Source organism: Microbispora sp. NBRC 16548, assembly GCF_030268985.1.
In the GTDB taxonomy this organism is placed as follows: Bacteria; Actinomycetota; Actinomycetes; order Streptosporangiales; family Streptosporangiaceae; genus Microbispora; species Microbispora catharanthi.
The window spans coordinates 387476-408668 of the sequence record NZ_BSSF01000007.1; the positions used below are offsets into that span (position 1 = coordinate 387476).

Sequence of the window (21193 nt, forward strand, 5' to 3'; positions counted from 1 at the left end):
CGGAATCGATTCGGGCGAAGGGTCTCGATTCAGGCCAGTGTCTCGACGAACGCGGCGAGCTGGGCGACGTTGCGGCACTCGTGCATGGGAACGACCGAGCCGTACGACGTGGCGAGGGAGTCCCCGGTGTCCCACTGGGCCCGGGGCTCGGGGTTGAGCCAGTAGGCGTGCCTGGCCTGCCCGGCCAGTCGCTTCAGCGTGCCCAGCGCCGGGACCTGGTAGTTGGACCTGGCGTCGCCCAGGATCAGCAGCGACGTCCGGGGGCCCACGGCGTCCGGGAAGCGTTCGGCGAAGCGCTCGAAGACGTGGCCGTAGTCGGTGCGGCCGAACATGACGATGTCGGCCTCCTCCGTCAGGCGGGCGATGGCGTCCAGCACGTCCGCACCCGGGGCGAACAGGCCCGTGATCTCGTCCACCGTGTCCACGAACGCGAACGCCCGCACCTTGGTGAACTGCTCCCGGAGCGCGAACGTCAGCAACAGCGTGAAGTGCGAGAACGTGGAGACCGAGTCGCTGGCGTCGCACAACACGACCAGCTCGGGCCGGTGGGGGCGGGGCGGGCGCATGTGGGTGGTGAGCGGCACCCCGCCCGTGGACAGCGAGGCCCGCACGGTGCGCCGGAAGTCGAGCCGCCCGCGCCGTCCCCGCTTCTGCCTGATCGACAGCCGGGTGGCCAGGCGGCGGGCGAGGGGATAGACCTCCCGGCGCAGCCGGGCCAGCTCCTCCTTGGTCGCGCGCAGGAAGTCGACCTGGTCGATCGGCGGCCGGACCGCCGACCTGGCGATCTTCTCGATGCCCGACTCCTCGGCGATCCTTCGGCGTACGTCGGAGGCGACCGCCTCCGTGAACGCCTCGATGGTCCGCGAGATGTGCCGCCTGGCGACCTTCTCCGGCAGGCCGCCGCGCTCGTCGAGCATGGCGTTCAGCATCCGGGCCACCAGCGTCTCGGGCGACAGCGCGCGCAGCACAGGGAAGGAGAACCACGACTGCCTGCCGGGCGCGGCCTGGATCTGCCCGAACCGCCCCACCATCGCCCGGGCGAACTCCCGGAACGCGGGATCGGCCGGATCGCCCATCAGCAGCTCCGCCAGCCGTTCGCGCAGCTCGGGCAGCTCGGCGTCCTCGGCGACGGCGGTGCCTTCGGTGCCGCTGATCACCGGCGGGAACCACAGGTCGAAGAGCAGGTCGAACCCCGGCCGGTGCGCGGGCCGCTTCACCAGCGTCGCGGCGTACGCCTCACGCAGCGTCTCCCGCTCGGCCAGGTCGATGACCATGAGCGCGTGGGCGGCGTCCAGCCCCTCGGCCGGGGAGACCGGCAGCCCGGCCTTCCGCAGGGCGTGGACGAACCCCACGTGCCGGTCCACGAGGGACGCCGGAGTCGTCATGACCGGGACGGCAGGCCGAGCTCCTTGGCGGCCCGCACCTGGTCGGAGTTGTGCTTGAGCACCACGCCCAGCGTCTCGCCGATCAGCGCCTCGTCCAGCTCCGTACGGCCCAGCGCGAGCAGGGTGTGCGCCCAGTCGACGGTCTCCGCGATCGACGGCGACTTCTTCAGCTCCAGCGCCCGGAGCGTGGCCACCGTACGGGCGAGCTGGTCGGCGATGCTCGCGGGCAGCCCGGGCACCTGCGCGAGCAGGATGTCGCGCTCCCGCTCCGGCGTGGGGTAGTCGAGGTGGAGATAGAGGCAGCGCCGCTTGAGCGCCTCCGACAGCTCGCGGGTCGCGTTCGAGGTCAGCACGACGTAGGGCCGGCGCGCGGCGGTGATCGTGCCCAGCTCGGGGATCGTGATCTGGTAGTCGGACAGGATCTCCAGCAGCAGCCCCTCGACCTCGACGTCGGCCTTGTCGGTCTCGTCGATGAGCAGCACGGTGGGCTCCTCGCTCCTGATGGCCTTCAGGAGGGGGCGCTCCAGCAGGAACTCCTCGGAGAAGATGTCGTCCCAGGCGCCGTCGTCGGCCTGGATGCGCAGCAGCTGCTTCTTGTAGTTCCACTCGTACAGCGCCCGCGCCTCGTCCAGGCCCTCGTAGCACTGCAGGCGGATGAGCCGCGCGCCGGTGGCCTCCGCCACGGCCTTGGCGAGCTGGGTCTTGCCCACTCCCGCCGGTCCCTCGGCCAGCAGCGGCTTGCCCAGCGCCCCGGCGAGGAACACCGATGTCGCGATGCCGTCGTCGGCAAGGTAGTCGACGGCCGCCAGCCGCCCCCGGACCTCGTCACGCGAGGCGAACCACATGTGCGCTCCCAACCGCTGATACCGAATGTTGTTCTAGTCTAGCCTGATTTCGACTGTTCTGATTTGGACTGCTTTGAGGTGTGCGATAGCCTCTAAGGGCTTTGCGCCGCTAGCTCAGTTGGTTAGAGCAGCTGACTCTTAATCAGCGGGTCCGGGGTTCGAGTCCCTGGCGGCGCACCCTGTCGAAGGCCCAGGTCGGTGTATCTGACCTGGGCTTTCGTTATTCACTGATCGTCTCGGCGGCGCAGGTTCGGCGTCGGCCGAAAGTGCTACTCAAACGGCGCCGACCGCACCTTCGGCCGATACCGCGCCAGGCCCGGGCCCCGCAGGATCAAGCGTGAAGCCGGGGCCGAGGAACTGGCGAGCAGAGGCTACGTGGTGGCCGGCGTCGACCACACGTACGAGCTCGAAGGCGTCGACGACTTCGGTGAGAAAGCGGTGGAGAACCGGGCGGTCGACGTCTCCTTCGTGATCGATCAGCTGACCGGCCCGCACGCCAAGTGGAAGGGCGCTTCGCTGATCGACGTGTCCAGGATCGCGATGGCGGGCACGTCCTTTGGAGGCGCGAGCGCCGCCGAGACGATGCTGAAGGACCCCGAGGTGCGCGCCGGAATCAACATGGACGGCCTCATGTTCGCCCCGATCCCCGCGAGCGGGGTGGCGCGCCCGTTCCTGTTCCTGGGCCGGCCGTTGCACAGCCCGGGCGGCACGGACGCCACATGGGACCGCGACTGGGAACACCTGACCGGATGGAAGCGCCGGCTCGTGGTGGCCGGAGCGGTACACCCGTCCTTCAGCGACTACGACCTGCTGGCCCAGCAGATCGGCGTCGACCTCGGCAGCGAGCTCGCTGGAAGCCGCTCCGTGGACATCACCCGCAGGTACGTCCGGGCCTTCTTCGACCTGCACCTGGGCGGTAGGCCACAGCCCCTGCTGGACGGGCCCTCGGCGCGCTACCCCGAGGTCGGGTTCTGCTCGCCGGAAACGAAGACCTGCACATAGAGAGGAGGACTGTTGATCAGCGGGTCCGGGGTTCGAGTCCCTGGCGGCGCACCGCGTCAGGAAGCCCAGGCCGTTCGGCCTGGACCTTCCGCGCTACCCGGGTGGCGTGCAGGGACGCGAGCAGCCGGATTCGTTCGTCGTCGGCGGTGCCGGGCTCGGCCGTGTAGACGAGCAGGACAGGTCCGGGATTGCCGGGCAGGGGATAGACGTCCCAGTCGAGGGTGAGGTCACCGACCTGAGGGTGCCGGAACAGCTTCGTCCCGTGGACCGTCTCACGCACCTCGTGCCGGGCCCAGAGCCGGCGGAAGTCCGCGCTGCGGATGCTCAGCTCGCCGATGATCGCCGTGGCGCGAGGGTGGGTGGGGTCGGTCGCGACGGCGGCCCGCAGCATGCCGATGTACTGCAGGGCGGTGGTCTCCCAGTCGGGGCAGCGCGCGCGGGTCCCGGGATCCTCGAACAGCGCCATGAGCATGTTCCGCCGCCCTGGCGGCAGGGTGGCCGGATCGCCGAGCAGCGCCTCGGCGAGCGTGTTCCACGCGAGCACGTCGAGGTGCCGGCCGAGCACGACCGCGGGAGTGCTCATGACGTGCAGCAGGCGCCGGGTGCTGTCCGGCACGCGTTCCGGGGCCCGGCGCGTGCGGACGGCCGCCGGCCGCCGTGCCGCCCGGGCGAGGGTGAACAGGTGCCGGCGTTCCTCGTCGCCGAGGTCCAGCGCGGAGGCGATGGCGTCGAGCACCTCGTCGGAGGGCCGCACCTCACGGCCCTGCTCCATGCGCTGGTAGTAATCGGTGCTCAGCCCGGCCAGCAGCGCGACCTCCTCGCGCCGCAGGCCGGCCACCTTGCGCCGGGGCCCCGGTTCAAGGCCGACGTCCTGCGGACGCAACCGGCCGCGCCGGGCACGCAGGAAGTCACCGAGTTCACGGGCGTACGGATGGTCGATGGCCATGACGACAGTCTGCCGGTGCGGTCCGCGCCGAAGGTAGGTCTGGTGTTCCCAGGCAGACGCGTGCGACCGAATTCCGGTGACTCCGTCCTAGCGTCGTCGCCATGACCGAATGGAACGCCAGCCACATCCCCGACCAGCACGGCCGGGTCGCCGTCGTCACCGGCGCGAACTCGGGACTCGGCCTGGTCACCGCGACCGAACTCGCCCGGCACGGCGCGCACGTCGTGATGGCCGTACGCAACACCGTCGCCGCCGAGCGGGAGGCCGAGGCGATCCGGCGCTCCGCGCCACGGGCCGAGATCGAGGTGCGTGAGCTCGACCTGGCCTCGCTCGCGTCGGTGCACGCGTTCGCGAAGGATCTGACCGCCGACTTCCCGGCGATCGATCTGCTGGTCAACAACGCCGGCGTGGTCCTCCTCGGCCCCGTTCGCACGACGGCCGACGGGTTCGAGCTCCAGCTCGGCACCAACATGCTGGGCCACTTCGCCCTCACCGGCCTGCTGCTCGACACCCTCGGCCGGGCGGACGCCGCACGGGTCGTCAGTCTCAGCTCGATCACCCACAAGAACGCCCACCTCGACTTCGACGACCTGATGTCGCGGCGCGACTTCAACGCCAGCCGGGCGTACGGCCGCTCCAAGCTCGCCACCACCGTCTTCGGCCTCGAACTCGACCGCCGCCTGCGCGCCGCGGGCTCACCGGTCGTCAGCGTCGTCGCCCACCCCGGGCTGTCCAGGAGCAACCTCACCCCCCGGGCCTGGGAGCACCGCGGCCGGATCGGGCGGATCTTCGCCCGAGGCGGGCTGCTGGTGACGCAGCCGGCCGAGCGGGGGGCGCTGCCCCAGCTCTTCGCCGCGACCGCGCCCGGCGTGCGCGGCGGTCAGTTCTTCGGACCGTCCGGCTTCCTGGAGATGCGCGGCCGGGTCGTGGAGGTCCGCCCCAGCGTGGAGGCGGCCGACCCCGGCGTCGGGCGGCGCCTGTGGACCGCCGCCGAGGCGCTGACCGGCATCACCTACCTCTGACCCCGGCCCGGTTGGGAAGCCGTCGGGTCGAGGGCGCGGATCTGGCCGAACTCGCCGTCGTAGCCGGGGTCCTTCGTCACTTCGCCATTCCGCAGGCGGCCGATCGCCTCGGCGAGCCGAGGCGAGTGGGCGGCGATGTCGTCGAGGGGGAGGTCGCCGAGTATCGCGAGCTCGGGCCCGAGCGCGGTCACGAGCCTGTCGGTCTCGGCGCTCACCTTCTTGCTCTTCGGGCCCACCCCCAGGGTCTCGGCCACGAGATCCGGGAGCGGAACGAGGTTGCGGAAGCCCGCCGCGCCGCGCGGACTCCTGCCCGCCGGGCGGTCCGCGAGGTCCTCGACCCTGCTCAGGACGCCGACCGTGAGCTTCCTGCCGCACACCGGGCAGAGGCCGCCGAGCTTGCGCGTCTCCTCAGGGTCGAGCCGCACGCCGCACTTGCGGTGGCCGTCGACGTGGTACTTGCCCGCCTCGGGGAAGAACTCGGTCGTGCCGCACACGCCGGCGCCGGTGCGCAGGGCCCGCTCGATCGCGAAGTAGTCCAGGTCGGTTTCGAAGACGGTGGTCTCGCGGCCGACGATGGGCGGCGAGTGGGCGTCCGAGTAGCTGACCAGCCGATATCCGTCGAGGCCGGAGACCTGCCACATCATGGCGGGGTCGGCGGACAGCCCGGTCTCCAGCGCGAAGACGTGCTCGGTGAGGTCGCCGAAGCACTCCTCGATGCTGTCGAATCCCGATTTCGAGCCGAGCACGCCGAACCACGGCGTCCAGACGTGCGCCGGCACCAGGTAGGCGCCCTCGCCGCAGGCCAGGACGGCCTCCAGCAGGTCGCGGGAGCTCATGCGTACGGTGGGCCGGCCGTCCACGCTGAGGTCGGCGACCTTGGCGAGGCCGCGGTCGAACTCCTCGACCTGGTCGAATCCGGGCAGGTAGACGAGGTGGTGGATCTTCCGGGACCGGCCGCCCTGGGAGTAGACGGTGGAGATCTCCACCGACAGCATGTACCGCACGGGGGCGGCGGCCACGCTGCCCGGCAGCGTCGCCGCGACCTCGCGGTCGAGGTCGTCGCGCAGCCGGAAAAGTCCCGGCTCGGCCGGTACGAGAGCCGTACGCAGCCGGTCCAGCCAGGCCGGGTGGGTGAAGTCGCCCGTGCCCATGAGCGTGACGCCCTTGCGCCGGGCCCACCAGGTCAGCTGCTCCAGGTCGCTGTTCTTGCTGCACGCGTAGGCGTACCTGGAGTGCATGTGCAGGTCGGCGTGGAAACGCACGGTGAGCTCTCCCGTCGGCTTGACCCTGGATCTACCAGGTTGCCGACCAGACCAGGTCCAAACGCCCGCCGCGCGGCGACCGGCGCCTACAGTTCGGCGATGGCCCCGACGAGGACGCTCGTCCCGCCGAAACGCTGCACCCCCCAGGACAGGCAGCGCGGGTCCTCCTCCGGCCGGCCGGTCGGCCCCTCGCCACGCACGTGGAAACGCAGGCTCCCGTAGGCCAGGCCGGACTGCGGCTTGCTCGGACGCGGCGCCGGGACGGGGGTCCCGGCGCCGCGTCACCGGACGGTCAGGGGATCAGTAGAGCTTGATCTCCGGCACCGGCAGCCGCACCTGCTTCGGGCCGTGCCAGTCCTTGTGGCCCTTCGGCAGGTCGATCAGCGCGCCGACCAGGTCCAGCGGAAGCGAGACGCTGCTCTTCCTGAGATCGACGGTGACGTTCGCGCCGGTGGCCTGCTCACGGCTGTAGGTGGAGTCGGTCCCGGCGATCACCAGGCCGATCCTGTGGCCCTTCTTGAACGTGTACTCCTGCGGCAGGGTCTTCCACGTGACCTGTGCGTACGTCCCGGGGGTCAGCGGCGACGGCTCGGTGAGGGAGCCGCGGTTCTGCGCGTCGATCCAGCCGCGGGCCACGACCTCCAGGGGCCTGGTGGCCAGGTTGGCGGCGACCTTCCTGTAGCAAGCGTCGTCGGAGGCGGTGCTGTCGCCGTGGCAGTCCTCCTCGGCGAGGGTGGTGATGCCCTGGCCGAGACGCCAGTCGACCCGGGTGTCCTCGCCGAAGTCGACCAGGAGCGCGGTCAGGTTCGAGGTCGGCTTGTCGAGCGAGATCCGCAGGTCCACCTCGGGTGTGCCGGACATGCGCAGGTTCATCGGCAGCTCGCCGGTGGTGAAGGCCACCCTGCCCGGCGCCGCCGTGCCGACGTCGGCGACCATCGCGTCCTCGGACTGGCGGGTGTCGGTGAAGGCGGCCGTCTCACCCTTCCTGGCGGGGAGCAGGCCGAGCGAACCGTCGGCGGCCGGGCGGAGGGCGACCTTACGGGCGAGCGGCGCGGGCCAGTCGCGCTGCGTGATCCACTCGGCCGGGCCGACCTGCACGTCGGCGCGCGGCTCCCGCATGATCCCGTTGTCCACGCCGAGCAGCCAGTGGTCGAACCAGCGGTGCAGCGTGTCGACCCACAGGTCGCGGCGCCCCTCGAAGTCGAAGGGGTCCACGTGCTGATACTGACCGATCCAGATCTTGCGCGGCACGTTCCGGTCGGCGAGAGCCTGCCACCACACCGAGAAGTTGTCGGGCTTGACGTTCAGGTCGTTGACCGTGTGCACGACGAAGACGCTGGCGTGCACCTTCGACGCGTCGCCGAGCGACCCGGCGACGTAGTCGCGCTCGGCCCAGAAGCCGTTGTAGTTCCCCGTGGCGTCGTCGGCGTCGGCGTCCAGCTGAGCCCGCTTCGCCGCGCACTTGGCGGCCGGGTCGGTGTCGATCACCCGGGACAGGTACGACATGTAGTTGTAGTTGTAGATGACGCCGTTGGAGCGCTGGTACTTGTACCAGGAGCTGATGGCGGAGATCGGGACGATCGTCTCCAGGCCCTGCACCCCGGTCGCCGCGACCGCGTTGGCCAGCGTTCCGTCGTACGACTTGCCGATCATGCCGACCTTGCCGGTGCTCCAGTCGGCCACCGCGGGGGAGCCGTCGTCGTGGTAGGCGGGGGCGCGGCCGTTCAGCCAGTCGACGACCGCCTTGCCGCCCAGCACGTCCGCCTTGCCGCCCACGTCCGGGCAGCCGTCGGACTTCGTGGTGCCGACCATGTCGACGTTGAGGACGGCGTACCCGCGCGGTACGAAGTAGTTGTCGTAGAACAGCGGGAACTTGGCGGGCTCGCCCGCCACGTCGTACAGCTTGCGCTCGGACTCGTTGCCGCGCCCGGAGTTGTCGTAGTAGGGGCTCTCGTCGATGATCGTCGGCACCTTGAGCCCGGGCCCCGACTCTCTGGGCCTGATGATGTCGACCCTGACCCGGTCGAGGCGGCCGTCGGAGTCGCTGTCGACGCTCGACTCGACGTAGACGTGCTCGCGAACGGCGTCGGCGTAGGAGAAGACCGGCTGGGTGCGTCCCTGGTCGACGGTGATGGCCGGGCCGGTGGCCGCGTGGGCAGGAACCGCGCCGATCGCGGTCACGGCGACCGCGGCGATGGCTGCTCGTAACAGCACGGAGAGCCTCCAGAGGGGGGTGAGGAATTCCCCGCAAATCTCCATGCGTGCCCGTATGCCGACAAGATCCCTTTATGCGATCGACATCACCTTGGTCCTGCTGTGTGACAGAGGTGGTTCCCGAGGGTCAAAAACGCCGTGAACCTTTGACTGCTCCCCGGCGAGCTTCAGCGCGGAGGCGGCCCGGCGCCTGACAGGGCGGCTGCGCGGCCCGGAGCCGGGACCGCCCGCCACCCTGTTCATACGTCGCCCCGATCACGAGGTGATCCGATCAGGTCCCTGGGCTGACGACGGGGCTGATGAACACCGGCGTGCCGGAAACGGCCACGAGCAGCCGCCGGTCGCGGACCTCGACGGCGAGCGGCTCGCCGAACGCGTCCACGGCCGTCGCGGTGGAGGCGGGCCAGGGCCAGGAGACGGGCACGGGCGGCTCGTCCTCCCCATCGACCATGTCGCGCGGGTCCCACAGCACGAGTAGCGGCCCCCGTCCGGCACGCTCGACCTCGAACGCGTACAGGCCGGGCGGGTCGGCGCACTGGACGCGGGTCACCCGGCGGGCCCCCGCGAGCTGCGCGGCGAGCAGGGCGAAGGTGTCCGCCGCCGGATGCCGGACGGCGAGTTCGCCGTCCCGGTAGCCGAGCATGGCGAGCTTGCCGAACATCAGATGCATGATCTGCAGCGGGTCGGCCGGTCCGGGGACCTCGGGCGCGAGGTTCCAGTAGAGAGTGCGGCGGACCCCGGCGGCGAGCGCCTGCAGGGTGCATGTGACGAGCTGGCGGCAGTTGATCCGGTGTCGTCTGGCCTCGAGCTCGGGCGGGCACCCCTCCATGAACATCCGCAGCCGGGGCGGCAACTGCGGCATCCGCGCGTACAACGCGGCCATCGCTCGTCGCTCGGGGGTGTCCTGCCGCGCCCTGGCGGCCAGTTCGCCGGTGCTCTGCACGTGCGCACCCTCGGCGAAGGCCTCGGCGAACATCTCGTACATGACGGCCTGGGCGTCGGGGAACTCGAACGGCACGGGCGCGCCGTACTCGCCCACCACCACCGGCCTGAGACAGCCGTGCGCCCGCATCAGCTCCCGCACGGCCTCGATGTGGGCGGGGACCGCGGCGGTGTCGCCGTACAGGTGCACGTCGAACAGGTCGAAGGCGTCTCGGCCGCCGGACAGCACCTGCGCGAAGAAGCGCCACGGCTCGCTTCCCGCCTCGCTGCCGAGCACGTCGTATCCGCACCCGCCGAGCACCACGGCGGCCGCGGGGTCGGCCTCCTTGACCGCGGCGTACATGACCCTCAGCTGCGCGACGTACTCGTCGGCGGTCCCCGCCCACAGCAGGTCGGTGTTGCTCGGCTCGTTGTCGCACTGCCAGTAGTGCACCCGCCCGGCGCAGCGGCGCACCACCCGGCGTACGAACTCGGCGTAGGCGTTCAGGTCGTGCGCGGGGGAGGGCGGCAGGAAGTCGGTCGGTGTCCGGGTGGCCCACGGGGAGCTGGAGCACAGCGTGATCCACACCTCCTCGTCGCCGTCGAGCTGGCCGAGCAACGCGTCGACCACGTCCCAGCGGTAGCGGCCCGGCTCGGGCTCGACCTGACTCCAGTACACGTACGCCCGCACGATCCCGGCCCCCAGTGATCGGGCCTGGGGGACGAACGTGCCGGGCGGGCCGAACAGGCCGTAGCTGACGCCCCTCACGATGCCCAGCCGGATCCCCGGCGGTTCGTACGCGTCGGTCGCCTGCGTCATCAGTACCTCCGTACCTTGGGAAGTTTATGTCGTATACACACAGCTTATAGCGTAAACTTGTGCCGTGGGCGAGGGAGAGACGAACGCGTTCCCGCTGATCTGGACCCAGCAGCCGCCGCGCCGGCGCGGGCTGGACCGAGAGAAGATCACGGCGGCGGCGATCCGCGTGGCCGACGAGGCCGGACTCGACGGCCTGACGATGAAGGCGGTCGCCGCCCGCCTCGGGCCGTACTCGCCGATGGCGCTCTATCGGCACGTGCACAGCAAGGAGGGCCTGTTCGACCTCATGCTCGACGCGGCCACGGCCGAGATCCCGCTCCCCGGGGAGCCCGGTGACGACTGGCGCGGCGATCTGCGTACGCTCGCCCTGGAAACCCGGCGGATGACATCGCGGCACCCCTGGTTCGCCGTGCTGGTCCACGCCCGCCCTCCGGCCGGCCCGCACATGATGCGGCGACTGGAGTTCATGCTCACCGTCCTCGTACGGCGGGGGGCGACCGTCGGTGACGCCATGACCTATGCGGCGCTGATCGATCGGCACGTTCTCGGCAGCGCCCTGCAGGAGAGCGAGGAGGCTCGTCTGGAGCGGCGCCACGGCCTGGACGACGACGCCCGGCGGTACGCCGCCATCGCGACGCTCCGCGAACTGGCCGCCGCCGACGGCGGCCTGCCCCACCTCACGGAATGGCTCACCCATCCGGCCGGTCCCACGCCGGAGGAACGCTTCGTGATCGGGCTCGACTTCGTCCTCGACGGGATCGCCGCCCGGCTGGCGTGATCGCGGCTACCGCCGGGTGGTGCTCTCCCACTCCAGCTCGCCCTTGACGACCTTCGGCCGCCAGCCGCGGATCGGCCTGCCGGTCTCCAGCGACCTCGTGGTGGCCTTCAGCAGCGCCAGGTAGGACGGCCACACCACGTCGCCCTCCAGCGTGAGCCCCTCCTCGTTGAAGAACTCACCCGTCTTCCCGGTGCGGGTGTCGACGAAGAGGTTTCCGCCGTCGATGGCGTAGGCGAAGGGGATGAGGTCGCCGCTCCACCAGTAGCCGAGCGAGTCGCCGCCGATGTCGCACAGCATCTTCCACTCGGAGTGGATGTGCTTGGCGGACATCAGCTCGTAGAAGGGCGCGGGGCCGAACCCCAGCGAGCCGGCGCCGTCGTGCCGCAGCAGCGAGGCGCGCAGGTCGTCAGGGAAGCGCAGCCCCATCGCCGCCTCCGACCCGGCGATGTCCAGGGGGCGGGCCGGTGGCCGGAGCCGCTTGAACGTGACGGGGGCTTTTCGCGCCAGCCACCGCTCGACGCGCCGCCACACCGCGTTCACCTCGGCGATGGCACGCGGCCCCGGCATACGCACCCGCGGCGTACGGCGGGGCGGCAGGCACCCGCCGGCCCGCAGCTCCTCGGCCGTCGGCTTCTCCGGGGTCGGCTCCACCGTGGGCGTGGGGCTGGGGGACGGCCGGGGGCCGCCGGCGCAGCCCGGCCGCACGGGGGCCGGGTCCTCGGCCCAGCGCAGCTCGCAGCCCGCCGTGACGACCGGATACCAGTCGCGCAGCGCCGCACCCCGCTCCAGCGCGCCGGCCAGCGCCTCCAGCATCGCGACATGCGACGGCCAGCCCATCGGGCCGTCGTACTCCAGTTTCTCCTCCGACGTGGCCTCGCCCACGCGGCCCGTACGCGGCTCGACGAACAGCTCCCGGCCGCGGCCGTCGCTCCCGATGGACAGGAAGCTGCCGTGCCACCGCCCGTCCTCGGGGTCGGCCGCGTCCAGGTCACCCTCCATCACCAGGTCCTGGCAGTTGCTCCAGTTGAAGGAGTCGATGTCGAACAGACCGAGCAGGCCGTACGACGGGGGGAGCTGGAACCCTTCTCCCAGGTTGCCGTCGGCGCCGTCATGGCGCAGGTAGGAGGCGTACAGGTCGTCGGGCAGGCGGCGGCCGTGATTGGCCTCCCACCCGGCGAGGGCCTGCGGGCCGGCGCCGAACTCGAGCTTCCGCAGCGTGGCCGAAGCGTGCGCGCCCAGCCAGCGTTCGATCCGGTCCCACGCCTGGTTCACCCGCGCGGCGATCGCCGGATCGGGCGTACGGGGGACGTACGTGGGCTCGTCGCCCACGAAGACCGGTTCCTGCGGCTCCTCGCTTCCCGTCGCGGTCCCGTCGTCTTCCCACCGGATCGGCGGGCAGCCGATGGCCTTCGCCTCCTCGGCGGTGAGCGCGTTGGCCTTCATCTCGGCCTCGAACTCGGGATCGTCGCAGGACAGCGACACGGTGTCGCCCATGGACATGGAGGAGCACGTCACCGTCTCCTCCATGAGGTCCGGCTCGCCCACGAGCCCCGCCATCAGGAGCGCGGCCACGAGCGCCGGTCGTACGACACGCGCCCACCGGGGTCCGATCACCCGCGTACCTTATCGATCTTGCACTATGGACCGCAGGCCGTTCGCAGGTGCCAGGTGAGGGCACGCGCGGTCCGCTCACCCAGCGCGTCGTACGCCTCCTGAACCAGCGCCGCCAGTTCGTCGCAGAGCGGCTCGGATGGTCCCGCGTACGCGGTGGCCGCCTGCCGGGTGAGCCAGTCGTCCACACCGGCCCGGGCCCGCGCGCGGAGCGACTCGTCCGACCCGGTCAGGAGAATCAGGTCGGCCTTGAGCCGACTCCATCTGTCCGCCCCGGCGAGCAGCCGGCGGGCCGCCTGTCGTACGTGCGGGGGACGCCCGCCGTCGAGCAACGGCCACAGCCGGTCCTCGGGCGGGGGTGCGTCGCGCAGCGCCTCGGCGGCGTGGCGGACGACGACCGGCGCGGGATCGACGAGCATCGCGGCGAGGTCGACCCGCGCTCCCAGGCGGCACGCGGCGCGTACGGCCTCCGCCCGCACGCGGGGGCTCTCGTCGGCCAGGTACGGCAGGACGATCCGGGCGTCGGCGGGAGTGCCGCACTCACCCAGCCCGGCGACCAGGTCCCTGGCGCCGCGTCGGGGCCGGGCCGCCAGACGCCGCCGGTAGAACTCCGCCGGGTCGCCGCCCGCCCGCCGGACCGCCCACTGCGCGGTCAGCCGCACCACCGAGGAGCCGTCGCCGAGCATTCGCTCCCCGTGCTCCGGTGCGCCTAGCCGCACCAGGGCGGTCAGCGCCGTGGCGCGCACCCGCGCCGCCCGGTTCGCCAGCAGCCACCGAAGCAGGTCGGGCCGGTCCAGTCCGGCGACCGCCTCCGCGCACAGTGTCCGGCAGGTCATGTCGTCCTCGTGCTGCGCCGCGTGAATCAGGTCCGCCTCGCCGAGACGACCGCCGTCGAGGCAGGCCCGGTAGGCGAACCGGCGCGTGGGGATGTCGGCACTGCTCCGCAGGGCCGTGAGGACCTCGTCGCTCGTCCGCGTGATCGCGTCACGCACCCTATGGACGACCGCTTCGCCGCGCCGCCGTCCCCCGAGCCGTACGGCGACCGGCGCGACGGTCTCCAGGACGGCGGCGGTGGGCGCCGCGAGCACCTGGTCCAGGACGTCCGCCGCCGCCGACCGCACCTCGGCCACCCAGTCGGCGGCCCGGATCACCAGGATCGGCAGCAGCCGCGGGTCGTGGCGCATGGCGGGATGCCGGACGGCGCGCTCCCGCTCGTGACCGTCGTAGGCGCAGGCCGCCGCCAGCACGGCGAGCGGGGTGTCCGGCACGGGTGCCGCCACGTCCGTGAGGGCGGAGTACCAGCCGCGACGCCGCGCGAGGTCGAGTTCGGGCCACAGCCGGAGCGGGGCCGCGGCCAGGGCGTCGACAGCGTGTTCGGCGTGCTCGCGATCGGCCGCTGCCAGGAACAGGGCCTCCCACAGGTCCCACAGCACGTACTGATGGCCCGGTGCGGCCCTGGCGACGAGCGTCTCCACGGTTTCGGCCATATCACCATGATCCACGTTATGGAGGTCCCCGCCGGCCGGGCTCGAACCGGCGCCCACCCGGGCCCGAGCCGGGCGCTCTACCGCTGAGCTACGACGAGGCCGCTCCATCGTGTGGGCACCGCCGGCCGGGCTCGAACCGGCGCCCACCCGGATGAAGAGCCGGGCGTTCTACCTCTGAACTACGGCGGGCCGGGTTCCAGTCTGCTCGACCGTTCCCGGCCGCGCCACGGATTAATCCGTCTCCACGGCGGAGGGCAGGTCACCGATCACGACGCCGCTCTGAAGCCCGTGCAGGGCCTCCGGAGCCAGGTCGGGCCTGAGGGGCCCGCCGCTGAACACCCCGGCGCGGCGCAGCAGGGCCGCCCACACCGGATCGGCGACGGCGACCCCGTGCACCAGCTCGGGGGTGGGCCGGAACACCGCGACACGGCGCTTGGGCGCGGGCGCGGTCCAGCCCGACTTCTCCGGGTCGAGCCCCGCCGTACGGCAGGCCGCCTCGACGTCCGCACGGGTACAGGACGCCGTGCCGTCCAGCACCTCCCAGGGCGGCGGCAGCGCGGCCCACACGCGGGTGCCGGGATCGACGTCGCCGCCGGTCGAGCGGTGCCAGGCCGCCAGGTCCGCGGCCATCAGCCGCATCGCCTTGCCGGGGCAGGACGCGTCCAGCAACTCCAGAGCGTTCAGCGAGGCGAGGCACGCGAGCCACCCGGCGCGGGCCGCGTTGTAGGCGCCCGCCAGAGAGTTCCACGTGCTGGAGTCGTCGCCGAGCCGGACGACCATCGCCGCCCGGTCAGTGGTCGCCCGCCAGCGCCGTCCCAGGAGTCGGGCACTGTGCCGCATCACCGCGGACCACTGACCGAGCAGCCGTCCCCGCTCCCCGTCGGTGAGGCGGTCCAGCACGTCGGGTGTGGGCCGGACCTGCGCGATCATCCACCAGTCCGCATCGTCTCCGCATCGGCGGAGCAGGACCTCCGCGATCTCGTCGAAGGGATTGTCCCGCCCGGAGAGACTGAACTCGCGGCGCAGCTTGCGGCGCGCGGTGTAGTACGCGACGAAGCAGGCGGCGTCCGGGTCCGCGACGAACCTCTCCAGAGGAATTTCCGCGCCGAAGCCGGTGACACCGATCAGCAGCAGCCGCCGCTTGTCCCGCTCGACCTCGAGTGTGCCCGCTTTCGCGGCGATGCGGCGCAGCATGCGGAACCGGCGGTTGTACTGCCGCTTCGACAGGTCCATCCCGGCGGCCTCCCGAGCCTCGCGGTTGAGCCGGTCGGCCAGGAAATCGGTCCGGCCGGGCGTCCACGCGATGGAGCGCCCGACCGTGCTCGCGTACGCCAGCAGGGACTCGGGGTCGTCGGGGTCCGCCTCCGCCGGACCGCCGAACAGCCGGGCCGCCGTCGCCACCTGACGCGCTCCGCCGACGGGACGCGCGTAGTCGCTCGACATTGAGGTGAACCACGCGGAGCCGCGCGAGGAGTGCCGCGCGGCACGGCCCAGTACGAGGCGCTCGCGGCCCGACAGCCGTCCGTCCAGCGCCTGGAGGACCAGTTCGGCGACGTCCTCCGGCCGGTAGCGGCGGTCCAGCGAGCCGTGCAGCTCGACGAGCGCCTCCCGGCGGGCGCGCTCGGAACCCTTGCGGTGCTTCATGCCCGCCATGATGTCCGTCGTGCCCGCCAGGAATCGATCGGTTATCCGGCCGCCCGCGAAAAGCCGTTGGGCGTACGGGCCGGGACGGGGGAGACTTCGGCGTATGGAGACCATCTCGGCGGCGCGGCTCACTCTGTGGCCGCTGACCGTGCAGGACGCGGACGAGATGGCGGAGGTGCTGGCGGGGGAGGAACTGTACGCCTTCATCGGCGGAGCCGCGCCCACCCTGCTCGAACTACGCGCCCGGTACGCCGCGCTCGAAGCCCGCTGCTCTCCGGACGGGCGGCAGGAGTGGCTCAACTGGATCATCCGCCGCCACACGGACGGGCGGGCGGTCGGCTACGTCCAGGCGACCGTGGAGGACGAGGGGCGGCGGGCCGAGGTCGCGTGGGTCGTGGGAACCGCGTGGCAGGGCCGCGGGTACGCCTCGGAGGCCGCGGCGGCCCTGGCCGGATGGCTGCGTACGCGCGGTGCCGCCCGCATCGAGGCCCACATCCACCCCGATCACCAGGCGTCCATGACGGTGGCCGGCCGGATCGGCCTGCTGCCCACCGATCATTTCGAGGACGGCGAGCGCCTGTGGGCCTGGGACCGACCGGCCTGAGACCCGTGGTGACGGGGTGAGATGACGAACGCGACCCCTGATGATCATTGGAGGGCGTCTCCGGGGAAGCCGTGGCACGGGTGCACCTCGCAGCGCATCATCCCGGCTCGAACGCAGGGGTCCCCGGCCATGATCTCCGCGGCCTCTTCGGCCGGCACGGTCATGATCGCGACTCCGGCCACGGTGTCGGAGGCGACCGGGCACAGGATCGCGATCACCCCCTCGGCGCGCAGCGATACCATGCGTCGCTGGTGTTCGAGTTCGATTGCGTCCGCGCCGTCCATGGTCCGCTCCGGCCCCCACTGAAGGAGCGCCAGGCTGTAGGGCTTCGCGGTCGCGGCCAGAGCCCGAATCTGTTCGTCGGTCACGGTCGTGCTCATGATGTCTCCTTACTTCTCGATGCGCTCGGCCAACGAGACGATGATTCCTTCGGGCCCGCGGACGTAGGCCATCCGCCACACGCCTTCGTATTCGCCGATGCCTCCGACCAGGCCGTAGCCGTCGGCTGCGGCGTGGTCGACTGCGGCGTGGAGGTCGTGCACCTCGAAGGCGACGTTGCGCAGGCCCAGCTCGTTGGCCGGCGCGGCAGGCGAACCCGGGAGGTGGTCCGGCCGTGTGAAGCTCGAGAGCTCCAGCGTCGTGCCTCCGCCGGGCGCTCGCAGCATGACGATCTCGGTGCGGGCGTCGGTCATGCCGATCACTGTGTCCAGGAACTCGCCTTCGACGGCCATCTTCCGATCGGCCTCCAGACCGAGGCTGACGAAGAACGCTGTCACGGCGTCGAGGTCGGCGACGGTGATGCCGACGTGGTCGAAGCGCCTTATGAATGCCATCGGATCCCTTTCGAGGTTTCTTTAAGAGACGCTGAGAAAGGTAGCACCCGAGGTTCCGTAAGGGAACCCCACTTGCTGGATTGCTGCCATGCAGCGAACGCGGTTCGGGGAGATGGCGTGTTCCATCGCGCGTACCTCGGACGTGATCGGCGAGCCCTGGTCGCCGCTGATCCTGCGCGACGTGTGGGCCGGGGTGTGCCGCTTCGACCACATCCAGGCCGACCTGGGGATCTCCCGCAAGGTGCTCACCGAGCGGCTCGACCGCCTGGTCGAACAGGGTGTGCTCGAGCGGCTGCCCTACGACGCCCGCCCCCGCTACGAGTACCACCTCACCGCCAAGGGCGCCGATCTCGTCGAGATGCTCATGGTGATGGCCCGGACGCCGTCACCAGCCTCCCGCCGGGGCCCCGCCTGATCGGCTGGACCGACATCGCCGCCGCCACCGACCACTACAGCTGCCATCCCGACGATGGACTCCAGCTACTCGGTCTCACGACAATCGCCAAGGAAATCACTAGCGGCGGCGGTTATTGGGGACCTGTATGTACGCTTAACTACAGCGATATCCTGGACGCTCGCCGAGTGTTCGGCGGCGACGTCATGATAAATTCATGGTTATGTCCGCTCGCAAGAAAATGACCTTCGCCCTCCTTGTGGGATCCACCGCTTTAGCTGCAACGGCCTGCGGTGGACTTGAATGGCAGGACATACCGTCAGCGATGCTGTCTGAAGGCGGGCGGGCATTAACCGTGGATTTAACCTTCAAGAGGCCGGAGAGCGATAAGGAGCAATGCCAGCGAGTCGTCGAAAGGGAAATAGAGGAGTCGGCGTCGCAGGTGATTATTGGCGTTCGGGTGCAAGATGACTGTCCGCGCCCATCCAAGCCGACCATCGCTATGGGTTACGTGCGGCGCGTCAAACTTCACTTGAAGCAGCCGCTTGATGGGCGGACTGTTCTGGAGAACGTCCATCATCAGCGTGTTCGGATCTACCGATCACCCGATGGGTCGTAACCGCCTGCTTGTTGCAGATGCCCTCCGGTCGGTAAGCCGCAACTCCGGCATCAAGGCACCTCAGGAAGGCCCGGTAGCTCGCACTTTCTGTCCTACTGCCGTCCCCCGGATGGCGCTCGCCGCCAGTAAGGCTCGTCATGCACCCGATCATGCGCAAGAAGCTCGGTATCGTGGCTCTGTCTGCCGCCTTGCTGTTATTTGCGGCGCTTGCCATGACGGCGAATGTCCGCAAAGCACACTGGCAGACGATCGCCTGGGTAACGCCGTCACCCGATGGGCAGACGCTGACCGCGACGTTCATCGTCTACAAGTCCGAGAACGACGACGGCCGCTTCTGCTGGGAAGTGACGGACACGGAAGTGCGGGAGTCGCCCTCTCAGGTGACAATCGGCGTCCGGATGAGCAATCCCTGTGCGCCCCTGCTGTCCTGGGGGACGATACAACTGCCCGACAATGGACGCCGCTTCGATGTGCGGCTACATCTTCGTGCTCCCTTGAACGGGCGGACCGTCATCGAGAGAGAAAGCGGGCAGAAGATCGAGGTCGCCCAGCAGTAGCTGCCCGCGCGGGCCTGGGTTCGGGCTGATTTGATGGGGTCTTCGGCGTTCCTCGGGGAGGCGGCATGGAGACGGCGGAGTGGTACCGATACTTCGCGGAGCGGGAGGTCAGAGGGCACAGCCCCGCCTACGAGGCGCTCGCCCTCGGGATCGCCGCCGACGCCGGGCTGCTCGAACTGATCGACGGCCTGCCGGAGCCGAAACGGCAGCCGAACCTGCTGCTGGCCGCCGTACGCTTCCTCGGGGGGCCGTACGACGAGTTCGGCCGCTTCCGGGAGTGGACCGTGAGCCACTGGGCCGAGGTGCGGGAGACGATGCTCGCCCGGAGGACGCAGACCAACGAGGCGGGCCGGTGCGCGAGCCTGCTGCCGGTGCTGGCGACGCTGCCGCAGCCGCTGGCCCTGGTGGAGGTGGGCGCTTCGGCGGGGCTGTGCCTCTACCCGGACCGCTACCGCTACCGGTACGACGACGGGCCCGAGATCGGGCCGGCCGAAAGCCCGGTCCTGCTCACTTGCCGGACGAACGGGAAGGTGCCGGTGCCGCAGCGCCTCCCCGAGGTCGTGTGGCGGGCCGGGCTGGACCTCGATCCCATCGACGTACGCGACGACGAGGCGGTGCGCTGGCTGGAGTGCCTCGTCTGGCCGGAACAGCGGGACCGGCTCGCGCGGCTGCGCGGGGCGGTGCGGATGGCGAGGCAGGACCCGCCGCGTCTGGTGCGCGGGGACGCCGCGGCGGCTCTGCCCGATCTCGTCGCCGCCGCGCCCGCCGGGGCGACGGTCGTCGTCTTCCACAGCGCGGTCATGCCCTACCTCGACGCCGAGGCGCGGGACCGCTTCGTTGCGCTCGTACGTAACCGGCCCGTGCGGTGGATCTCCAACGAGGGCTCGCCCCGGCTGCCCTCCCTGCTTCCGAAGCTGACGGCCGACCTGCCACAAAGGCGGCTGGCGTTCCTGCCCGCGCTCGACGGGGAGCCGCTCGCGATGGCCGGGCCGCACGGCGAGTGGCTGGACTGGCTCGCCTGAGGAACATCACCAGGTGAGCCACAGCTCCTCCGGGCCCCTGTGGATGAGCGTGGGGGCCATGACGACCGGCCGGTCGGCCGCGAGCCGCAGCCCGGGCAGCCGCCGGGTCAGGATCTCCAGCGTGATCCGCACCTGTTCGCGGGCGAGCTGCGCCCCCGGGCAGGAGTGCACGCCGTGCCCGAAGGCGAGATGGCGCCGGGCGCGCCGGGTGACGTCGAAGTCGCCGGGCCGATCGTGCCTGGCCTCGTCCCTGTTGGCGGAGCCGTACGCGACCAGCACGGTGGCGCCTTCGGGCAGGTCGGTGCCGGCGAGCGTCACGGGCCGGGTGGTGACGCGGCGGAACGCCTGGACGGGGGCGTCGTGCCGGGCGGCCTCCTCGACCGCGTCGGGGATCAGTTCGGGCCGGGCGCACAGCAGCTCCCACTGCTCCGGTCGCCGCAGCAAATGCAGGACCGCGGAACAGATCAGAGCCGTCGTGGTCAGGTGGCCGGCGATCAGCAGGTTCTGCAGGTTCGACACCAGCTCCGCCCGCTGCTCCCGCGTCAGCGGCCCGGTGCCCGGCGCGAGCGCCTGGACCATCTCGGTGCACAGGTCGTCGCGGGGGTCCTCCCGGCGGCTTCGCGCGTACTCGTCGAGCAGATGCTGCAGGGCGACGACCTCGCGGGCCGCGGCGATCCGCCCCTCCTCCCCGACCGGGAGGAAGAACAGCTCCTCGGCGCGGTAGCCGGTCTCCACCGCCAGGGGCACGTGCTCGGGGTCGAGGCCCAGCAGGTGCCCGATCACCTCCCCGGGGAGCCTCCTGGCGTACGCGCCGGCCAGCTCGATCCGGCCCGACGGGGCGAAGGCGTCCACGAGCGACTCGGCGCGTTCCCGGATGAACGGCACGACCGAGGCGATCCGGGCGGGTGACAGCCCCCGGACGAGCGGGGCCCGGTAGCGCTGGTGCGCCGCCCCGTCGGAGGTGACCACGACGGGCGCGCCGCCGACGCCCTTGCCGAGTTCGGCGAGCACGGACGGCTCGGGGACGAAGTCGCCGCGCAGCGCGTTGGCCGAGGAGAAGACCTCCGGACCGCGCAGCACCTCGCGCACGTCGGCGTCCCTGGAGACCAGCCAGGCGTTCATCTCGGGGAGGAAGGTCAGCCCGGGGGTCTCACGGGCCTTCGCGTAGACGGGGTAGGGGTCGCGAAGCAGCGCGTCGGTCATGCGGGCCTCCGGTGATCGGAATCC

At 71.2% G+C, this 21193-nt stretch carries 20 protein-coding genes and 3 tRNA genes; 9 read left to right on the forward strand and 14 right to left on the reverse strand.

The genetic code is table 11. The annotated features are described in order from the left end of the window. Positions 1 to 29: 29 nt before the first annotated feature. Complete coding sequence (locus QSK36_RS22045) at positions 30 to 1385, reverse strand: vWA domain-containing protein (RefSeq protein ID WP_285783709.1); 1356 nt, start codon at positions 1383 to 1385, stop codon at positions 30 to 32. Then, a complete protein-coding gene (locus QSK36_RS22050; protein ID WP_139577064.1) occupies positions 1382 to 2230 on the reverse strand; it encodes an AAA family ATPase in 849 nt (282 codons plus the stop codon). Before QSK36_RS22050 ends, QSK36_RS22045 begins: the two co-directional genes overlap by 4 nt. Before the next feature lie 103 nt (positions 2231 to 2333). On the opposite strand from QSK36_RS22050, the gene QSK36_RS22055 reads away from it, so the two are divergent. Then, positions 2334 to 2407 (forward strand) — tRNA-Lys (locus QSK36_RS22055). 198 nt (positions 2408 to 2605) lie between these two features. Further along, positions 2606 to 3232, forward strand: coding sequence for an alpha/beta hydrolase (locus QSK36_RS22060; RefSeq protein ID WP_285783710.1), 627 nt, complete (start codon positions 2606 to 2608; stop codon positions 3230 to 3232). Between the two features lie 16 nt (positions 3233 to 3248). Here the strand turns inward: QSK36_RS22060 and QSK36_RS22065 are convergent, their stop codons facing one another. After that, positions 3249 to 4178 (reverse strand): helix-turn-helix transcriptional regulator, encoded by a 930-nt coding sequence (locus QSK36_RS22065; protein ID WP_285783711.1) that lies wholly within the window; start codon positions 4176 to 4178, stop codon positions 3249 to 3251. A gap of 101 nt (positions 4179 to 4279) precedes the next feature. Here QSK36_RS22065 and QSK36_RS22070 point away from each other — a divergent pair, with 101 nt between their 5' ends. Next, positions 4280 to 5200 carry an oxidoreductase gene (locus QSK36_RS22070; RefSeq protein WP_285783712.1) on the forward strand — a complete coding sequence of 307 codons (921 nt, stop codon included), beginning with the start codon at positions 4280 to 4282 and terminating at the stop codon, positions 5198 to 5200. Here QSK36_RS22070 and QSK36_RS22075 read toward each other — a convergent pair. The 3 genes from QSK36_RS22075 to QSK36_RS22085 all read right to left on the reverse strand — a co-directional run bounded on the left by QSK36_RS22075 (position 5191) and on the right by QSK36_RS22085 (position 10417). Continuing rightward, positions 5191 to 6462, reverse strand: coding sequence for an endonuclease Q family protein (locus QSK36_RS22075; protein WP_285783713.1), 1272 nt, complete (start codon positions 6460 to 6462; stop codon positions 5191 to 5193). The genes QSK36_RS22070 and QSK36_RS22075 overlap by 10 nt on opposite strands. Positions 6463 to 6762: 300 nt before the next feature. Continuing rightward, positions 6763 to 8676 (reverse strand): Xaa-Pro dipeptidyl-peptidase, encoded by a 1914-nt coding sequence (locus QSK36_RS22080; RefSeq protein WP_285783714.1) that lies wholly within the window; start codon positions 8674 to 8676, stop codon positions 6763 to 6765. Positions 8677 to 8947: 271 nt separating this feature from the next. Then, positions 8948 to 10417, reverse strand: a complete 1470-nt coding sequence (locus QSK36_RS22085; protein ID WP_285783715.1) for a glycoside hydrolase 5 family protein — start codon at positions 10415 to 10417, stop codon at positions 8948 to 8950. Positions 10418 to 10481: 64 nt separating this feature from the next. Between QSK36_RS22085 and QSK36_RS22090 the strand changes: the two genes are divergently transcribed. Further along, a complete protein-coding gene (locus tag QSK36_RS22090) occupies positions 10482 to 11195 on the forward strand; it encodes a TetR/AcrR family transcriptional regulator (protein WP_285783716.1) in 714 nt (237 codons plus the stop codon). A 6-nt stretch (positions 11196 to 11201) separates the two neighbouring features. Here QSK36_RS22090 and QSK36_RS22095 read toward each other — a convergent pair whose 3' ends face one another. The 5 genes from QSK36_RS22095 to QSK36_RS22115 all read right to left on the reverse strand — a co-directional run bounded on the left by QSK36_RS22095 (position 11202) and on the right by QSK36_RS22115 (position 15937). Beyond that, entirely contained in the window at positions 11202 to 12809 is a 1608-nt protein-coding gene (locus QSK36_RS22095; protein ID WP_285783717.1) for an SMI1/KNR4 family protein, read from the reverse strand. 23 nt (positions 12810 to 12832) lie between these two features. Then, positions 12833 to 14293, reverse strand: coding sequence for a hypothetical protein (locus QSK36_RS22100; protein ID WP_285783718.1), 1461 nt, complete (start codon positions 14291 to 14293; stop codon positions 12833 to 12835). Positions 14294 to 14319: 26 nt separating this feature from the next. Further along, positions 14320 to 14391, reverse strand: a tRNA-Pro gene (locus QSK36_RS22105). An 18-nt stretch (positions 14392 to 14409) separates the two neighbouring features. Continuing rightward, a tRNA-Lys gene (locus QSK36_RS22110) sits at positions 14410 to 14482 on the reverse strand. A gap of 42 nt (positions 14483 to 14524) precedes the next feature. After that, on the reverse strand, positions 14525 to 15937 hold the full coding sequence (locus tag QSK36_RS22115) for a hypothetical protein (RefSeq protein WP_285783719.1): 1413 nt from the start codon (positions 15935 to 15937) through the stop codon (positions 14525 to 14527). A gap of 103 nt (positions 15938 to 16040) precedes the next feature. Between QSK36_RS22115 and QSK36_RS22120 the strand changes: the two genes are divergently transcribed. Further along, complete coding sequence (locus QSK36_RS22120) at positions 16041 to 16541, forward strand: GNAT family N-acetyltransferase (protein ID WP_285783720.1); 501 nt, start codon at positions 16041 to 16043, stop codon at positions 16539 to 16541. A gap of 44 nt (positions 16542 to 16585) precedes the next feature. Here the strand turns inward: QSK36_RS22120 and QSK36_RS22125 are convergent, their stop codons facing one another. Further along, a complete protein-coding gene (locus QSK36_RS22125) occupies positions 16586 to 16921 on the reverse strand; it encodes a YciI family protein (RefSeq protein ID WP_183540213.1) in 336 nt (111 codons plus the stop codon). A gap of 9 nt (positions 16922 to 16930) precedes the next feature. Next, positions 16931 to 17374, reverse strand: a complete 444-nt coding sequence (locus QSK36_RS22130; protein ID WP_285783721.1) for a VOC family protein — start codon at positions 17372 to 17374, stop codon at positions 16931 to 16933. 88 nt (positions 17375 to 17462) lie between these two features. On the opposite strand from QSK36_RS22130, the gene QSK36_RS22135 reads away from it, so the two are divergent. The 4 genes from QSK36_RS22135 to QSK36_RS22150 all read left to right on the forward strand — a co-directional run bounded on the left by QSK36_RS22135 (position 17463) and on the right by QSK36_RS22150 (position 19966). Continuing rightward, positions 17463 to 17789, forward strand: a complete 327-nt coding sequence (locus tag QSK36_RS22135; RefSeq protein WP_285783722.1) for a winged helix-turn-helix transcriptional regulator — start codon at positions 17463 to 17465, stop codon at positions 17787 to 17789. Between the two features lie 202 nt (positions 17790 to 17991). Further along, the gene (locus QSK36_RS22140; RefSeq protein WP_285783723.1) at positions 17992 to 18387 is read left to right on the forward strand and encodes a hypothetical protein; all 396 of its coding nucleotides are present in this window, start codon (positions 17992 to 17994) and stop codon (positions 18385 to 18387) included. Positions 18388 to 18536: 149 nt separating this feature from the next. Next, positions 18537 to 18944: a hypothetical protein gene (locus QSK36_RS22145; RefSeq protein ID WP_285783724.1), complete on the forward strand. Its 408-nt coding sequence runs from the start codon at positions 18537 to 18539 to the stop codon at positions 18942 to 18944. Between the two features lie 65 nt (positions 18945 to 19009). Beyond that, a complete protein-coding gene (locus tag QSK36_RS22150) occupies positions 19010 to 19966 on the forward strand; it encodes a DUF2332 domain-containing protein (RefSeq protein ID WP_285783725.1) in 957 nt (318 codons plus the stop codon). A 6-nt stretch (positions 19967 to 19972) separates the two neighbouring features. Here QSK36_RS22150 and QSK36_RS22155 read toward each other — a convergent pair whose 3' ends face one another. Next, a complete protein-coding gene (locus QSK36_RS22155; RefSeq protein WP_285783726.1) occupies positions 19973 to 21169 on the reverse strand; it encodes a cytochrome P450 in 1197 nt (398 codons plus the stop codon). Positions 21170 to 21193: the final 24 nt, after the last annotated feature.

Bases quoted from the DNA above. Each gene is read 5' to 3' on its own strand.
- QSK36_RS22135 (WP_285783722.1), top strand. From the start codon at position 17,463: ATGCAGCGAACGCGGTTCGGGGAGATGGCGTGTTCCATCGCGCGTACC.
- QSK36_RS22130 (WP_285783721.1), bottom strand. From the start codon at position 17,374: ATGGCATTCATAAGGCGCTTCGACCACGTCGGCATCACCGTCGCCGAC.
- QSK36_RS22045 (WP_285783709.1), bottom strand. From the start codon at position 1,385: ATGACGACTCCGGCGTCCCTCGTGGACCGGCACGTGGGGTTCGTCCAC.
- QSK36_RS22125 (WP_183540213.1), bottom strand. From the start codon at position 16,921: ATGAGCACGACCGTGACCGACGAACAGATTCGGGCTCTGGCCGCGACC.
- QSK36_RS22085 (WP_285783715.1), bottom strand. From the start codon at position 10,417: ATGACGCAGGCGACCGACGCGTACGAACCGCCGGGGATCCGGCTGGGC.
- QSK36_RS22150 (WP_285783725.1), top strand. From the start codon at position 19,010: ATGGAGACGGCGGAGTGGTACCGATACTTCGCGGAGCGGGAGGTCAGA.
- QSK36_RS22070 (WP_285783712.1), top strand. From the start codon at position 4,280: ATGACCGAATGGAACGCCAGCCACATCCCCGACCAGCACGGCCGGGTC.
- QSK36_RS22115 (WP_285783719.1), bottom strand. From the start codon at position 15,937: ATGAAGCACCGCAAGGGTTCCGAGCGCGCCCGCCGGGAGGCGCTCGTC.
- QSK36_RS22065 (WP_285783711.1), bottom strand. From the start codon at position 4,178: ATGGCCATCGACCATCCGTACGCCCGTGAACTCGGTGACTTCCTGCGT.
- QSK36_RS22120 (WP_285783720.1), top strand. From the start codon at position 16,041: ATGGAGACCATCTCGGCGGCGCGGCTCACTCTGTGGCCGCTGACCGTG.
- QSK36_RS22140 (WP_285783723.1), top strand. From the start codon at position 17,992: ATGTCCGCTCGCAAGAAAATGACCTTCGCCCTCCTTGTGGGATCCACC.
- QSK36_RS22100 (WP_285783718.1), bottom strand. From the start codon at position 14,293: ATGGCCGAAACCGTGGAGACGCTCGTCGCCAGGGCCGCACCGGGCCAT.
- QSK36_RS22050 (WP_139577064.1), bottom strand. From the start codon at position 2,230: ATGTGGTTCGCCTCGCGTGACGAGGTCCGGGGGCGGCTGGCGGCCGTC.
- QSK36_RS22145 (WP_285783724.1), top strand. From the start codon at position 18,537: ATGCGCAAGAAGCTCGGTATCGTGGCTCTGTCTGCCGCCTTGCTGTTA.
- QSK36_RS22155 (WP_285783726.1), bottom strand. From the start codon at position 21,169: ATGACCGACGCGCTGCTTCGCGACCCCTACCCCGTCTACGCGAAGGCC.